Origin of the sequence: Alcanivorax sp. MD8A, assembly GCF_002888555.1 — a bacterium.
GTDB lineage: Bacteria > Pseudomonadota > Gammaproteobacteria > Pseudomonadales > Alcanivoracaceae > Alcanivorax.
Window position 1 is genome coordinate 142,962 of the sequence record NZ_AQOQ01000003.1, and the last position, 15,711, is coordinate 158,672.

General features: G+C 58.5%; 11 protein-coding genes. 6 read left to right on the top strand and 5 right to left on the bottom strand.

From position 1 onward, the window contains the following. Positions 1–144 precede the first annotated feature (144 nt). On the top strand, positions 145–1,518 hold the full coding sequence (locus A15D_RS02725) for a lyase family protein (RefSeq protein ID WP_102790670.1): 1,374 nt from the start codon (positions 145–147) through the stop codon (positions 1,516–1,518). Positions 1,519–1,611: 93 nt separating this feature from the next. Here the strand turns inward: A15D_RS02725 and A15D_RS02730 are convergent, their stop codons facing one another. Continuing rightward, entirely contained in the window at positions 1,612–2,361 is a 750-nt protein-coding gene (locus A15D_RS02730; protein ID WP_102790671.1) for a transporter, read from the bottom strand. Between the two features lie 296 nt (positions 2,362–2,657). On the opposite strand from A15D_RS02730, the gene A15D_RS02735 reads away from it, so the two are divergent. From A15D_RS02735 to A15D_RS02750, 4 genes are all read left to right on the top strand, one after another. Further along, the gene (locus A15D_RS02735) at positions 2,658–4,289 is read left to right on the top strand and encodes a fatty acid--CoA ligase (protein WP_022985920.1); all 1,632 of its coding nucleotides are present in this window, start codon (positions 2,658–2,660) and stop codon (positions 4,287–4,289) included. A 418-nt stretch (positions 4,290–4,707) separates the two neighbouring features. Continuing rightward, complete coding sequence (locus A15D_RS02740; protein WP_102790672.1) at positions 4,708–5,820, top strand: efflux RND transporter periplasmic adaptor subunit; 1,113 nt, start codon at positions 4,708–4,710, stop codon at positions 5,818–5,820. Beyond that, entirely contained in the window at positions 5,817–8,909 is a 3,093-nt protein-coding gene (locus tag A15D_RS02745) for an efflux RND transporter permease subunit (RefSeq protein WP_102790673.1), read from the top strand. The genes A15D_RS02740 and A15D_RS02745 overlap by 4 nt, the downstream gene beginning before the upstream one ends. A gap of 222 nt (positions 8,910–9,131) precedes the next feature. After that, positions 9,132–9,797 (top strand): M48 family metallopeptidase, encoded by a 666-nt coding sequence (locus A15D_RS02750; protein WP_102790674.1) that lies wholly within the window; start codon positions 9,132–9,134, stop codon positions 9,795–9,797. Between the two features lie 83 nt (positions 9,798–9,880). Here the strand turns inward: A15D_RS02750 and A15D_RS02755 are convergent, their stop codons facing one another. The 4 genes from A15D_RS02755 to A15D_RS02770 all read right to left on the bottom strand — a co-directional run bounded on the left by A15D_RS02755 (position 9,881) and on the right by A15D_RS02770 (position 13,464). Next, positions 9,881–10,324 (bottom strand): transposase, encoded by a 444-nt coding sequence (locus A15D_RS02755; protein WP_102790675.1) that lies wholly within the window; start codon positions 10,322–10,324, stop codon positions 9,881–9,883. Positions 10,325–10,649: 325 nt separating this feature from the next. Continuing rightward, a complete protein-coding gene (locus A15D_RS02760) occupies positions 10,650–10,853 on the bottom strand; it encodes a cold-shock protein (RefSeq protein WP_022985916.1) in 204 nt (67 codons plus the stop codon). 194 nt (positions 10,854–11,047) lie between these two features. Next, positions 11,048–11,860, bottom strand: a complete 813-nt coding sequence (locus A15D_RS02765; RefSeq protein ID WP_233192028.1) for a D-hexose-6-phosphate mutarotase — start codon at positions 11,858–11,860, stop codon at positions 11,048–11,050. A gap of 230 nt (positions 11,861–12,090) precedes the next feature. Beyond that, positions 12,091–13,464 carry a wax ester/triacylglycerol synthase family O-acyltransferase gene (locus tag A15D_RS02770; protein ID WP_102790677.1) on the bottom strand — a complete coding sequence of 458 codons (1,374 nt, stop codon included), beginning with the start codon at positions 13,462–13,464 and terminating at the stop codon, positions 12,091–12,093. Positions 13,465–14,047: 583 nt separating this feature from the next. Here A15D_RS02770 and A15D_RS02775 point away from each other — a divergent pair. Then, positions 14,048–15,646: an isocitrate lyase gene (locus A15D_RS02775; protein WP_102790678.1), complete on the top strand. Its 1,599-nt coding sequence runs from the start codon at positions 14,048–14,050 to the stop codon at positions 15,644–15,646. Positions 15,647–15,711 lie beyond the last annotated feature (65 nt).

The window sequence follows — 15,711 nt, forward strand, 5'->3', positions numbered from 1 at the left end:
AACACAGAGTGCCCTCCTATTTTCCTCTGCAATCTCCGTGACCTCTACGCTAAACGTTTCGGTCTAGCGAACCCTTGAAATGCAACCTCGTCGCTGCCATGCCATGATGGAACCATGTTGTTCTATGTAGGCAGGAGGCAGGTCATGGCATCCACTGACACCCGCACCGAAAAAGATTCCCTCGGCGAAATTCAGGTCCCGGCCAGTGCCCGTTGGGGTGCGCAGACACAACGGGCAGTGGATAATTTTCCCATCAGCGGGCGGCCGTTGCCTGCACGCTTTATTGAGGCTGTCGTGCGCATCAAGCGCTGTGCTGCACAGGCCAACCGGGAACTTAACCAGCTGCCTTCTGACAAGTCCGTTGCGATTGTGGGTGCCTGCAATGACCTGTTGTCCGGGCAACATACAGACCAGTTCCCGGTGGATATTTTCCAGACTGGCTCCGGCACCAGTACCAACATGAATGTGAATGAGGTGATTGCTCACCTGTGTCATGAGGCAGGGGCCGACATTCACCCCAATGATGATGTGAATCTCGGCCAGAGCAGTAATGACACCATCCCCACGGCTCTGCATGTGTCATCGGTATTGGCTGTCACCGAGCAGCTGATACCGGCCCTGGAGCATTTGATCGTGACCTTGGCAATGCGGGCCCGGGAAGGCCGCGACACGGTGAAGACAGGCAGAACCCATCTGATGGATGCCATGCCGGTGACCCTGGAGCAGGAACTGGATACCTGGGTACTGCAACTGCAGGCAGCCAGTAGCCGGTTAGCGGTAGCAAGGGATGAACTGCACGGTATCCCACAAGGTGGCACGGCGGTAGGCAGCGGGATCAATACCCACCCGGATTTTGCCGAATACATTGCCCGTCAGTTGTCAGAGGAAACCGGCCATGCCTTTACGGCACTGCCCCATGCCTTTGTGGCACAGAGCGCACTGGATGCGCCGTTGGCCCTGTCTTCAGCCTTGCGTGGGCTGGCGGTAGTGATCATGAAAATTGCCAACGATCTGCGCTGGATGAATTCCGGGCCGATCCATGGGCTGGCAGAAGTACAGTTGCCTGCGACCCAACCCGGATCATCCATCATGCCGGGCAAGGTCAATCCGGTTATCTGTGAGTCGGCAACCATGGTGGCAGCCCAGGTCATGGGGCTGGATCAGGCCAATGCCATTGCCGCGCAGAGTGGTAATTTTCAGCTCAACGTCATGTTGCCCCTGGTGGCGACCAACCTGTTGGACATGACGGCGTGGCTCGCCAACACCTGCACCAATATGGCTGACCGGGCGATCCGGGACATGACCTTCAATGTGGAGAATCTTGCTGCAGGGGTGGGCAAAAACCCGATTCTGGTCACCGCACTGAACCCGGTGATCGGCTACGAAAAAGCCGCGGCCATTGCCAAGGACGCCTTTGCCAGTGGTCGCCCGGTTATCGAGGTGGCCGTAGAGCACACCGGGTTACCCAGAGATGAGCTGGAGGCCTTGCTGGATCCAAAACGGCTGACAGGGCCCTGATGGCCGGGATGCCCGCTTGCCCTCGTCGGCGCCGCCCTTCGTGCGTTACTCCGCTCTACTACGTTCCTACAGAGAGGAGGGGCGACGGGTTCCTTAAAACGCGACGGCAAGCCCCAGGCCCGCTTCGTTATCAATACTGTCGCTATCCAGTGCACCTCGCCCGTAGAGATCAAACTGAATGGCCGGGGTGAGCATCCAGGTGATACCGCCGCCGGCACGGTTATTATCGTCGCCATTATCTTCGTTGCGGCTGAAGCCGGCATCCAGAAATACAGCCCATTGATCGTTAAGCCGTGCATGCCAACTGGGCACCACGGTAATCCACTTGTTGCTACCGCTATCGTCATAGCGTGCGCTGAGTTGCAGTTGATGTCGGTCGTCCAGCCACCAACCGCCGCTGATGGCCATGAAGCTGCCATCCTCTTCGTCACTGAAGGCATCGCTGGCGGTGTCCAGCAACATGCCAGCCAGCAGGGCGGCACGGAAGGTATCGCCCCGGTACAAGGCGAATTTGGCGCCCAGGCTGCTGTCGCCCATCCCGTCCTGCTCGTTGGATTGTTTTCCCTGCGTGAGGTCTTGATAGCGGTAGCTGTTAACGCCTACCTGAATCTCTATCCGCCGGACGACCCGAAGCCGTAGCTGGGTGTTGAAATCCAGTGTCGTGATTTCCGGGGTGCCCCGTTTATCCAGGGTGGCATCGGGCAACCCCTGTTCAACGGCGATGCGGTATTTGCCTAACAAATCCGGATTCAAGCCCAAGCCTGGGCGCTCGAAGGCGGGGGCGGCAAGGGTCAGTCCAGGCACAAGAGACAGTACAGGCAGTGCGGCAAGCCAACGGGGCATCAGATCTTCACTCCTTGAAGAACATGCAGGCGAACAAATCGAAAGAGGCACCGTAGCACCGCCAGAACCGGCTTCACCATTAACCGAAAGAACTAACTGAGCCGGATGGCGACGAGATAGCTAGACAGGGTGTCTACATGGCGTAGTATTTTGTAACCGTTCCGGGTTTGCCGCAGGTGACCTGCGGGGAAGGCTGTGCCACCCTTGGGGGCCGGCATACTGGTGAGTAGGTGGAACACCCTGCCGCCGCCGGAACCATAATAATTGCCATATTTATGGATCTTTGGAGAGTCAACATGAGTAGCGACCTGAGCATTCAGCGCAGTGCTTCCGCCGTGGAGCCGGCGCTGGTGATCAACCGTATCCTGGAAGCGGGGGTGCGCAAGGCGCCGAACCAGACCATCACCTACAATGGTCGTGATTACACCTACCGCGAGTTTGAGGAGCGGGTTCATCGTTTGGCCGGGGCGCTGGCCGCCCAGGGCATCAAGCCCGGTGACACCGTCGCCGTCATGGACTGGGATACCAACCGCTACCTGGAAGCCTTCTTTGCAATCCCGATGATGGGGGCTGTGCTGCACACCGTAAATGTACGGTTGAGCCCGGAGCAGATCCTTTACACCATCAACCACGCCAAGGATGACGCTATCCTGGTGAACAGCGAATTCCTGCCGGTGCTGGAAGAGCTGAAAGACCGTATCGAGCCGGTGAAAACCTATATCCTGCTGGACGATGATGGGGTCAAAGGCAGTGACAGCCTGCCCCTGGCGGGGGAATACGAGGCGCTGCTGGCCGACGCGCCGGCCCGCTATGCGTTCCCGGAGCTGGACGAAAACACCCGCGCCACCACCTTCTACACCACCGGCACCACCGGCCTGCCCAAAGGGGTGTATTTCTCCCACCGTCAGCTGGTGCTGCATACCTTTGCCGGTCGTAACACCATGTCCGGTGTCGGTCAGGGTCGCTTCAACGAAGACGACGTCTATATGCCGATTACCCCCATGTTTCATGTGCACGCTTGGGGGATTCCCTACATGGCGACCCTGATGGGCGTGCAGCAGGTATACCCGGGCCGTTATGAGCCGGCTACCCTGCTCAAGCTGCTGGTCAGCAAGAAAGTCACCTTCTCTCACTGTGTCCCCACCATTATCCAGATGCTGTTGCAGGCGGAAGCCGCCAAGAGCGTGGACCTGAGTGGCTGGAAAGTGATCATCGGCGGTTCGGCCTTGCCCAAGGCTCTGGCCATGGGGGCGCTGGAGCGAGGTATTGATATCTATACCGGTTACGGCATGAGCGAAACCTGCCCACTGCTGACCCTCGCACAGTTGACCCCGGAGCTGGAGAACGCCGACCTGGAAACCCAGGCCGACTACCGCACCCGCACCGGTCGCCCGGTGGCCATGGTGCAGTTGCGAATCGTCGATGGCGAGATGAACGACGTCCCTCACGATGGCAAGAGCCAGGGGGAAGTGGTTGTCCGCGCCCCCTGGCTGACCCAGGGTTACCTGAACGATCCGGAAAAGTCCGAAGAGCTGTGGGCGGGTGGCTGGTTGCATACCGGTGACGTGGCGGTGATGAGCGACGATGGTTGGCTGAAGATCGTTGACCGCATCAAGGACGTGATCAAGACGGGCGGCGAGTGGGTCTCCTCCATTGATCTGGAAGGCCTTGTCCTGCAACACCCCGGTGTGGGTGAGTGTGCAGTGGTCGGCGTGCCGGATGCCAAGTGGGGCGAACGCCCGGTGGCGCTGGTGGTGAAAAGCGGTGATGCCGACGAAGAGGGTATCAAGGCCCTGATTGCCGACTATGCCGAGAAAGGCATCATCAGCCGTTATGGCATCCCGGACCGGGTGATTTTTGTCGATGCCCTGCCGCGTACCTCCGTGGGCAAGCTCGACAAGAAGAAGATGCGGGCGGAAATGGTGTAAGAAGCCCTGGCAAATACGGTGGTTCGACCGCGAAGGGTCAGCGACGCTTGGCGCGTCGCGGTGGAACCACCGTTCCCTCAGAACAGCGACCTGCAATCAGCGTTGCCACGATAACCACGACGAAGGTGCTGTAGGAGCGGAGGTTCCGCCGCTCAACCGAACTCTGGAAACCCCACCTTCACCGCAGTGCATGACGACGCACGAAGCATCCCCCGGTTTTATCTCTTTGCCCTCTGTGGTGATGACCGCTCTGGAGCACCTTCCCGGCAAGACACCAGCAGATCAAGGCGCGATATTCGCAAAGAATGTATCCATAAATGAATTAGCTTCATACTTGGCGGTCAGACTGGCGTATGAATTGCGAATTGCTTGCATAATGACGCGCTAGGCTTGGCGTGTTGAATTGAGGGAGTACCCCATGGGGCGGATTTTGGCGGGGCTGGTGCTGTTGGCGCTGGCGGCAGGGGGTATCTGGTGGGCACTGGTGCCCGATAGTGCGGCACCGCGACAACGGCCACCCACCGCGGTCAACGTGGCACCCAGCATTGAGCGGGACCTGTTTGATCAGGTCGAGGCCGTGGGCACCGCCCGGGCGGCCCAGGCCGTGGTGCTGTTGGCGGAGGTGCCTGGGCGGGTCTCGAAGATTCATTTTCAACAGGGCCAGCAAGTCAAACGGGGTCAGCTGCTGGTGCAGCTCGATGATCGCAATGCCCGTGCCGAACTGGCCCGGGCCGAAGCCGAATACCAGCGTCCCCAAGACGATTTTCGCCGTGGCCAGCAGTTGGTAGACCGCCGGGCGATCTCGCAATCGGAAGTGGATACTTTCCGCACCAGCCTGGAAGCCGCCAGAGCCAATCGCGATGCAGCCCAGGCGAACCTCAACGACCACCGCATTCAGGCTCCCTTTGCGGGAGTGGTCGGGCTACGCCAGGTGGATCCTGGCGCTTATCTTCAAACCGGTGATGCCATCACCACGCTGGATAACCTGGGCCATATCGAAGTGGATTTTCAAATACCGGAGCGCTATCTGGGGCGGCTTACCGTGGGGCTGCGGGTGCATGCCAGCAATGAGGCGTTCCCGAACCTGAATTTTGACGGGGCCATCAGCCATCTGGATTCCCGGGTCAATGCCAGCAGCCGCAGCCTGACCGCCCGGGCCCGGCTCAACAACCCCGGTAACCGGGTACGTCCCGGTCAGTTCATGCGTATTACCGTGCAACTGGCACAACGCACCGCGTTACTGGTACCGGAACAGGCGATCATCACCCAGGGAGCACAAAGCTATGTGTTCACCGTGGATGCCAACAGCCAGGCGATTCGTCATCCGGTGACCCTCGGCGGTCGGCGTGATGGTTGGGTAGAGATTCGTGACGGTCTGGTGGGGAACCCCGAGATCATCGTTAACGGACACACCCGGCTGGGCAGTGGTCAGGCGGTCAACATCATCGACAACCCCGATGCCTTGTTGCCGGAACAGCGGGTCTTGATTGCCCCACCGACACAGGACGTGGCGGGAGACGCGGCCGCATGATCCTGTCTGATGTGTCCATCAAGCGGCCGGTCTTCGCTACGGTGATCAGCCTGCTGATCGTGGTGTTCGGTGTCAGTGCCTTGCAGAAACTGCCGATCCGGGAATACCCAGACATTGATCCGCCGGAAGTGTCGGTAACGGTGGATTATGCAGGCGCGGCACCAGAGGTGATCGATACCCAGATTATCCAGGTTATTGAAGGCGCCATTGCCGGGGTGGAAGGGGTGCACCGCATTGAGTCGCGAAGCCGGTTGGGTTCGGCGCGGACCACGGTGGAATTCAGCCTTGAGCGGGATGTGGATATCGCCGCCAATGATGTTCGCGACGCCGTATCACGGGTGTTGAATCGGCTTCCGGAAGAAGCAGAAACACCGGTGATTGCCAAGGCCGATGCGGATGCCCGTCCGATCATCTGGGTGACACTGACCAGTACCTCGCTGGCGCCACAGGAGCTGACGGACTTTGCCGAGCGTTCTCTGGTGGACCGTTTTGCAGTGCTCGATGGCGTATCGGAAGTGATCATCGGCGGTGAGCGCCGTTATGCCATGCGGGTGTGGCTGGATCGTCAGAGGATGGCAGCCAACGGCGTTACCGTGACCGATATCGAGCTGGCCCTGCGCAGCAACAATGTGGAGCTGCCGGCGGGGCGGCTGGAGTCCGACTCGCGCGCCTTTACGCTGCGCGCCGACAACCGGTTGGCAACCGTGGACGCCTTCAAGGACCTGGTGGTGCGCCGCCAGGGCGATTACCTGTTGCGGCTCGGTGATGTGGCGAGAATTTCCCTGGGGGTGGAAAACGACGATTCCATTCTTCGCGCCAACGGTGAAACCGCCATTGGCCTTGGGGTCGTGCGCCAGTCCAAGGCCAACACCGTGGCGGTATCGGACCTGGTGCGTGAAGAGATTCTGGCGGTGCGCGAAAGCCTGCCGGCTGATATTCATCTGGATATCAATTCTGACGAGTCCCTGTTCATTCGCGCCTCTATCCGCGAGGTGTTGATCACCCTTGGGATCTCGGTGGTGCTGGTGATTGCCGTGATCTTTGCCTTCCTGGGCAATTTGCGTGCGACCCTGATTCCTGCCGTCACCATCCCGGTTTCCGTAATCGGCGCCTTTATCGGTTTCGGGATGATGGATTTCTCCATCAATGTGCTCACTCTGTTGGCGTTGATTCTGGCCATTGGTCTGGTGGTGGATGATGCCATCGTGATGCTGGAAAACATTCAGCGGCGTATTGATGAAGGGGAGTCGCGACTGGTGGCGGCTTACCTGGGGGCCCGGCAGGTGGCCTTTGCCGTGGTCGCCACTACGCTGACCCTGGTCGCGGTGTTTGTGCCCATCTCGTTCATGGGCGGCGATGTGGGACGGTTATTCAGTGAATTTGGTTTTACCCTCGCTTCAGCAGTGATCATTTCCAGTATCGTGGCGCTCAGTCTTGCGCCCATGCTGTGCTCGCGCTGGCTGCACCGTCACAGCCAAAAAAATCAGCAAGGGCAGGGCAACGCATTTGAGCGCGCGTTGACGCGACTCAACAATGGCTACGCGAGCACCCTGAAACGGACCCTGCAATCACCAGGGTTTTTGATTGGTGGCTGCGTGTTGTTGTGTGTAGTGGCGGTCGTGCTGTTCCGTCAATTGCCCCAGGAACTCGCCCCCACAGAAGATCGCGGCGTCTTTATTATTCCAGCCACCGCGCCCCAGGGAGCCACGGTGGAATATGGCGCTCATCACACCCAGGCAGTGGAAGAGATTCTCATGCCGCTGGTGGAAAACGGTGAAGCAGAACGGGTGCTGGCAATCGTTGGTTTCCGGGGGGTGCCAGAGCGGGCGTTCACCATTGTTCGCCTGAAAGACTGGGAAGATCGCGAGCGCACCCAGCAGGAAATCGTTAACGGGATTCATGGCCCGCTGATGAACGTGACAGGCCTGCGAGCCTTCCCGGTGAATCCCCCGGGGCTCGGGCAGAGTGCCTTCAATCAGGAATTGGAAGTGGTGGTCGCCGGACCAGACTATGAGCAAGTGTTGGCCTGGAGCGAAACCCTGATGCAGGCCATGAATGACAATCCCAACCTGACCAGCATCGACACCGATTTCGAACAAACCCAGCCGCAACTGGACGTGAAACTGAATCGTGAACGGGCCGCGGATCTGGGCATCACCGCCACCGATGTGGGGCAGACCCTGCAGGCCATGTTCGCCACCCTCACCGCGTCCACCTATGTGGATCGTGGTCGCGAATATGATGTGCTGCTGGAAGCCGAAAAACGCGCCAGCCGCAGTCCTGAGGACGTACTGCCGATCTACCTGCGCGGCAGTAACGGCGATCTGGTACCGTTCTCCAGTGTGGTGGAACTGACCACCACCGGCGATGCCCCGGAGCTGCGCCGGGTGGATCGCCTGCCCGCGATTACCCTGTCTGCCAACCTGGCAGAAGGCTACGATCTGGCCTCGGCCATGAACTATGTGGAACAGAAAGCGCAGGAAATCCTGCCGCTGGAAGCGCGCATCAGCTATAAGGGGATGGCCGAAGAACTGGAAGAATCCTCCTCGGCCATTCTGATTACCTTTGCGCTGGCGCTGGTGATTGTGTTCCTGGTGCTGGCGGCCCAGTTCGAAAGCTGGATCCACCCCCTGATCATCATGTTGACCGTGCCACTGGCGCTGGCCGGCGCAGTGATTGCCATCCGCGTCACCGGGGACACCCTCAATATCTACAGCCAGATTGGCATGATCATGCTGCTTGGACTCATGGCCAAGAACGGCATCCTCATCGTTGAATTCGCCAATCAGTTACGGGATGAAGGCAGCAGCGTCAAAGACGCGATTTACCAGGGCGCCATTGTGCGTTTCCGGCCGGTGTTGATGACCGGGGTGTCCACCATTTTTGGTGCCGTACCACTGGTGCTGGCCACCGGTGCCGGTGCGGAAAGCCGTTTTACCATCGGCGTGGTGATTCTGGGTGGCTTGCTCTTTGCCACGGTACTCACACTCTTTATCATCCCGGTGTTGTACCAGTGGTTGGCACCCTACGCTTCCCCCGCCGATGCGGTGAAGCAGCAGCTGGATAAGGAAATGCCGGGAAGCCACTAACTACGCTGTAGGAGCGTCGCTCGCGGCGCCATAAACCAAACCTTTAAAAGCGATTTACCACAGAGGGCAAAAAGGGAATGTACGCTGTGCTCTCTGTGGTGAAACTGCTTTTGATCCTGGTCTTTTATCGCGCCGTCACCGAGCGTAGCGAAGGAACGCCCGCAGGGCGGCCCGAAGGGTGAGCGAAGCGAATAACCGACGCTCCTACGGCGAGGTTGATTCATGACTGACTACCAACTGATCCGCAGCAAGCGCCGCAGCCTGGAGCTGCGTATACTGGAAGATGGCCGTGTTCAGGTGCGTGCGCCGCAGCGGGCGTCCCTGCGCATGGTGCAGGATTTTGTGGATAGCCGGCGTCAGTGGATAGCTGACCAGCAACAGCGCCAGGCCAGCCGCCCCCGGCAACGCTGGCAAGATGGTGCCACGCTCGCGTGGCGCGGCGAGCCCTTGCAGATGGATGTCTGTGAAGGGCGCACCCGGGTCGCGCTCAGCGGACCCTACCTGTCGGTGCGGGTGGCAGAGCCGGAGCAGGAAATGGCGGTGCGCAGCGCCGTGGAGGGCTGGATGCGCCGCCAGGCCAAACCGGTGTTTGAAGACAGTATCGAGCGCCAGTTTCACTGGTTTGAACAACAGGGCTTTGTTCGCCCCACCTTGCGCATCAAGAAAATGCGCACCCGCTGGGGGTCACTGTCTGCCCGCGGTTACATCAACCTCAACATGGCGCTGCTGCACTACCCGGCCGACGCACTGGACTATGTGGTGATGCACGAGCTCTGCCACCTAAAACACATGGACCACGGTCCCGGCTTCCACGCCCTCATGGACGCCCGCATGCCCGACTGGCGCCACCGCAAAACCCTCCTCGAACAACCCCTGTTCCAACCGTGAATGAAAACCCCCCACCCTTCCTGTAGGAGCGTCGCTCGCGGCGCGATCCCCTGGCGTATGAAATCGCGCCGCAAGCGACGCTCCTACAGCCAAACGGCGTACCAATAGGGGTATTGGCGTACGCTTTTAGTGATTCCTGCGCGAAGCGGATTGGCAACGAGATAACGTGCTATTTGCAAAGTATCTTCTTCTTTGCGGACCGCATGGTCATGAAAGCCCCGTTGCCAGATGGGGTGCCCAATGACTCTGGCGGTCTGGCTTTTGAGCATGCCTACGGTTTGAGACAGTGAATATTTTCCTGAGAGGTCAAACAACCAGTGAATATGGTCCGGCATCACCACAAAGCAAAGAGTGGTCGTCGCGCCTTGTTTATCCATGCCCAGTACGTTGCGTGAGAGTAGCCTGGCCATTCGGGTTTCTTCAAACCAGGGGATACGGTCCCGGGTAACAGCGGTAACCAGGTAGCGCTGGTGCTGTTGGGAATATCGACCCTTTCTAAGCTTGTGGCCACTATGCAAAGATTCCATGGCACGAGCTTGCGGTGTTCCTTCGCCGGAGCAGAAGTAGCCGACACCGAAAAACGTGTAGGCCAGTCACGACCCTTTCCGTAGGAGCGTCGCTCGCGGCGCGATAAACAACGGTGTAAAAGGCGTCTCGATCACACAGGACACAGAAATCACCGAGAAACGAAGGGTTTTCCACCGCGTGCGCTGTACCTCTGTGGTCAATCATTTTATCCAGGGTCCGTGATCGCGCCGCGAGCGACGCTCCTACTTGGCGCGTGCGCCTGGCATTTTCGCCAGGCACAAAAAAACCCGCCGAAGCGGGTTTTTTGTTTGCCGAAGCAGTGACTTAGTCAGCCACTACGTTGGCAGCCTGAGGACCTTTAGGGCCCTGCTGGATCTCGAAGGAAACCTTCTGACCCTCGGCCAGGGTTTTGAAGCCTGAGCCAGTGATTGCACTGAAATGAACGAATACGTCCGCACCACCATCGTCCTGGGAGATGAAACCAAAACCCTTGGACTCGTTGAACCACTTCACAGTACCAGTAGCCATGTGAATCTATACCTCAAAAACTATTACTTAGGGTGTTGCTTGCAAACCATGATGGGGGGTGTTCGGAGACAACTTCAGCTTCACGCAGGGAAGGCAACTACCAACACAAACCTCGGCCATAATTCGCAGCCACTTCCGACTCTACTCCCCTTTTACGGCAATCACCACCTCTTTTTATGGCGTATTTCTGCGGCTTACAGCGGCGTTGTCATAAATCTGACCGCCATCTCATGGTGCTGGCCCGGTGCCAGCACCAGCATGTCGTCCAGCACGCGGGCGGTTTCAATGCAGATCATCTGTTGCCAGGCATCGTCCGGGAACTGGCTCAGGCGCTGACTTTTCTCGACCCACGGGTTCCACACCACTGCGGATTGGCTGCCGGAAACCGACAGGGTAATGCGCCGTTGCCAACCGGGATCGTCGATATGGAGCTGATTGCCCAGCTTCAGGTACAGGCGATCCGTTTCGCCTTGCAGGGTCAGCGGGCCCTGCTGCAAATGGCTGTGCCATTGGTCCAGAGCATCCACATAGGGGTGCCCATCGAGGCCCTGCAGGGTAATTCGCCGGCTGTCGCTGACCGCAAAATAGCTATGCAGTGCCTGAGACAGCGCGACCTCGGACTCACTGTGGTTGTGGTTAACCAGCGTCAGTGTCAGGTGCTGGTCCAGACAGACGATCAGTGTCGGGGTCACGCCGGGGGCCTCATCGGGTAGCTCATCAGGGTCGGGCCGGAACCGCAGCACACATTGCTGCGAGCTCTGCACCTGCTCTACCAGTGTCCATGGCAGGCCTCGCACCAGGCCATGGGCGGGCGGGTCGGCCAGGGTATAGCGTGAGGCGACAGCGTCGGGATTGAAGCCAAGCCCACCAAACCAGGGCCAACAAACGGGCACCCCTCCGCGTACGCTCTGGCCACGCTGGTAGGCCGCTTCCGGGCTCAACCAGATCAGTGGGGGCTCGCCGTCGTGGCGGTACTCCAGCACCTGGGCGCCCTGTTCTGCGATCACCAGCGTTTGTCCTCGATGACAAATCTGCCAGCAGGACAGTTCACCGCGGGTGATTTGGGAGATTGAAGAGGTCATCCGTTACCTGCCATTGTCGTCAGGAGGAAATCGGCGTTAGCCGATCTTCGCTGTCATATAGCAGCCGCTCCGGTTTGCATCGGGCAGGAAATGTCGGAGATGGGCTTGCGCCCATTTCCGACCTGCGGTTCAGCGGTTTACCCAGCTTGCCTATGTCACTTGATCCCTGCCGCGATTTCCAGCTCGCGGATGGACTGCTCCAGATAATCCAGCAGGCGCTGCATGGAAGGCAGGGTCCGGCGGCAGGCGATCAGCCCAAATTCCAGCTGATCCTGGTAGCTGGTCAGGGTGATATTGAGGGCAATGCGATCCAGGGCAATGGAGACCGGGTACACCCCCTTGAGTTGGGCCCCGTTCCAGTACAGCGGCTCACGGGGCCCCGGCACGTTGGAAATCACCACATTGAAGGCACGCCATTTGGGGGCCAGCCCGGTCAACAGGTTGAGGCCGGTGGGCGCCATGGTCAGGGCGGTAAAGTTGAGGATTTCCTCGGCACTCATTTGCGAGAAGCGTTGCTTGGCCTCCTCGATGGAGTCATGCACCACCCGGATACGGTTGCCGGGATCACAGATATGGGTGCCCAGGTTGGCCAGGATCATACCGATCTGGTTACCGCCGGCGCTGTCGTCGGTACGCAAGTTCATGGGCACCATGGCAATCAGCGGTTCGTCCGGCAGGGCATGTTGGCTGATCAGATATTCGCGCAGGGCGTGACCGCACATGGCCAGCACCACGGTGTTCACCGTACAGCCAAACGCCTTGGCAATGCCTTTCAGGCGCGACAGGCAGAAGCTCTGGGCGGCGAACCGGCGCGAACCGGTGATGGCACCATTCAGGATGGTGTCAGGGGCCTGGAAGATGGAAACGTAATTCTCATCCTTCTTGGCCTTCTGGGTGACCTTGTAGATCTCCCGCGCCAGCGCAGGCACCGTCGCCGCCTGCTTGCTCACGCCGGCGGTGAGGCGGGCCAGGCTGGAGGCTACATCCACCGGGTTGCTGGGCAGTGAGCGTTGGCGCTTCTTGATCTGGAAAGCCCAGCTCGGTGCCATATCCCGCTCATCGGGGTCGGTAGACAAGGTGCGTGTAGCCGTGCGCATGGCCGAAATACCGTCCATGACCGAATGGTGAATCTTGTAGTAGAGCGCAAACTGGCGACCGCGGATGCCTTCAATCAGGTGGGCTTCCCACAGCGGCCGCTCCCGGTCCATCAGGTTGGAATGCTCTGCGGACACCAGTGCCAGCAGCTCACGGATACGGCCGGGTTTGGGCAGGGCTTCGTGACGAAAGTGATGGTCCAGGTCGAACTGTTTGTCCTCGGTCCAGTAGTACTGGCCAAGGCGCCGGGTCAGGCGCTGATTGAATGGCGCCACCGGGCTGGAATATTCACGCATCTGCTCGGCCAGCTCACTGACATACTTGGGGCCGGCACCCTCCGGAAAATGGAACAATTGCAGGCCGCCTACATGCATGGGCTGCTGACGTTTTTCGAGCCACAAGAACAACTGGTCCACCGGGCTTAGCGCTTTCATAGAGTCCTGTTCCTTTTCTCTTGTCGTGGTTCCATTTACACAGACTGTCTACCGCTATTGAAAATGAAATGCAGCGTCCGTGCCAATCGGTGAAAAAACCGATTTTTTGCTTGGCAGAGAGGATGATAGCGATAAAAACGGGTGGGGGTCACTGTGTTGACGGCGAGGTCATCATGGCATTCATGTGAATAAGAAGGGCTGTCTCAGTGAGCAATGTTATCGAAGCCTGTTCAGCGTAAATGCTCATAGCGTGGCGGCAATACGCAAGGAATTTGTGGCTTGCACACGGGCTGGGTTTCACTAACACTCAGTGGCTGACTGAGCAGTCACACCAGGGTGAGAAGGAGAGCAGTCTGGCCTCACGTCATATGTCGGTATTGTGCGATCGCTATCCTCAGGAAGGGGAGGCGATGTGTTCGCCAAAGCATTCATCCCATGAATACTGAAAATAGACCGTATTGATTATGTTTATGGGATGGCCAGGTCTAGAATGCGCTGCATCGTAGGCCGGCATGTCATGGCATGTAACAGGGTTGCCCCTCTCCGGTATCGATAAATCAATTTCTTTTATCAGAGGTTCACCATGTCATACACCAAAGACATCGAAGCACTGAGCTCCGTAATTGGCGCCAACAGCACCTGGAAAGATATCAACCCGGAATCTGCTGTTCGCATGCGTCTGCAAAACCGTTTTAACACGCATCTGGACATCGCCAAGTACAACGCCAAGATCATGCGTGAAGACATGGCGGCCTATGACGCTGACAACAGCAAGTACACCCAGTCCCTGGGTTGCTGGCACGGTTTCATCGGTCAGCAGAAGCTGATCTCCATCAAGAAGCACTTCGGCACCACCAAGCGTCGTTACCTGTACCTGTCCGGCTGGATGGTTGCTGCCCTGCGCTCCCAGTTCGGTCCGCTGCCTGACCAGTCCATGCACGAGAAGACTACCGTTGCTGACCTGATTCGTGAGCTGTACACCTTCCTGAAGCAAGCTGACGCTTGGGAACTGAACCACCTGTACCGCGCTCTGGACGATGCCAAAGAAGCTGGCGACGCTGCCAAGCAAGCTGAAATCATCGACAAGATCGACAACTACGAAACTCACGTTGTTCCGATCATCGCTGACATCGATGCTGGTTTCGGTAACCCGGAAGCCACCTACCTGATGGCCAAGCAAATGATCGAAGCGGGTGCTTGCTGTATCCAGATCGAAAACCAGGTTTCCGACGAGAAGCAGTGTGGCCACCAGGACGGTAAAGTAACCGTTCCTCACGCCGACTTCCTGGCCAAGATCAATGCCGTACGTTACGCGTTCCTCGAGCTGGGCGTTGACGATGGTGTGATCGTTGCCCGTACCGACTCTGAAGGTGCTGGCCTGACCAAGCAGATCGCTGTTTCCACTCAGGAAGGCGACCTGGCTGATCAGTACAACTCCTTCCTGGAAGGTGAAGAAGTCACCGATCCGTCTACCGTTTCTCACGGTGACGTTCTGGTTAAGACTGCTGGCAAGCTGATCAAGCCGACCAAACTGGCTTCTGGCCTGTTCCAGTTCCGTCGCGATTCCAACATCGATCGTGTTGTTCTGGACTGTGTCACCAGCCTCCAGAACGGCGCTGACCTGCTGTGGATCGAAACCCCGACTCCGAACATCGAGCACATCAAAGGCATGGTTGATCGCATCCGCGAACAAGAGCCGTCTGCCAAGCTGGTGTACAACAACAGCCCGTCCTTCAACTGGACCCTGAACTTCCGTCAGCAGGTATTCGATGCGTGGGAGAAAGAAGGCAAAGACGTATCCGGTTACGACCGTGCCCGTCTGATGAGCGCTGACTTCGATAACTCCGAGCTGGCTGCTGAAGCTGACAAGTGGTGTCAGAACTTCCAGCGTGATGCTGCTCGTGAAGCCGGTGTATTCCACCACCTGATCACTCTGCCGACCTACCACACCGCTGCTCTGTCCACCGACCAGCTGGTAGAAGGCTACTTCGGCGAAGAAGGCATGCTGGCCTACGCCGCTGGTGTTCAGCGTCAGGAAATCCGTCGCGGTATCGCTACCGTGAAGCACCAGGACATGGCCGGTTCCAACATCGGTGATGACCACAAAGAGTACTTCTCTGGTGAAGCTGCTCTGAAAGCTGGTGGTAAGCACAACACCATGGGTCAGTTCGAGAACAACTAAGTTTCTCGATCTAACCTTCGGTTAGTGTGAAAAACGGCCCCCTTGGGGGCCGTTTTTTTATGCCC

What these genes read in the sequence shown, in the direction of transcription:
- A15D_RS02740 (WP_102790672.1), top strand. Translation starts at nt 4,708, where the DNA reads ATGGGGCGGATTTTGGCGGGGCTGGTGCTGTTGGCGCTGGCGGCAGGG.
- A15D_RS02770 (WP_102790677.1), bottom strand. Translation starts at nt 13,464, where the DNA reads ATGAAAGCGCTAAGCCCGGTGGACCAGTTGTTCTTGTGGCTCGAAAAA.
- A15D_RS02745 (WP_102790673.1), top strand. Translation starts at nt 5,817, where the DNA reads ATGATCCTGTCTGATGTGTCCATCAAGCGGCCGGTCTTCGCTACGGTG.
- A15D_RS02750 (WP_102790674.1), top strand. Translation starts at nt 9,132, where the DNA reads ATGACTGACTACCAACTGATCCGCAGCAAGCGCCGCAGCCTGGAGCTG.
- A15D_RS02725 (WP_102790670.1), top strand. Translation starts at nt 145, where the DNA reads ATGGCATCCACTGACACCCGCACCGAAAAAGATTCCCTCGGCGAAATT.
- A15D_RS02755 (WP_102790675.1), bottom strand. Translation starts at nt 10,324, where the DNA reads ATGGAATCTTTGCATAGTGGCCACAAGCTTAGAAAGGGTCGATATTCC.
- A15D_RS02730 (WP_102790671.1), bottom strand. Translation starts at nt 2,361, where the DNA reads ATGCCCCGTTGGCTTGCCGCACTGCCTGTACTGTCTCTTGTGCCTGGA.
- A15D_RS02735 (WP_022985920.1), top strand. Translation starts at nt 2,658, where the DNA reads ATGAGTAGCGACCTGAGCATTCAGCGCAGTGCTTCCGCCGTGGAGCCG.
- A15D_RS02760 (WP_022985916.1), bottom strand. Translation starts at nt 10,853, where the DNA reads ATGGCTACTGGTACTGTGAAGTGGTTCAACGAGTCCAAGGGTTTTGGT.
- A15D_RS02775 (WP_102790678.1), top strand. Translation starts at nt 14,048, where the DNA reads ATGTCATACACCAAAGACATCGAAGCACTGAGCTCCGTAATTGGCGCC.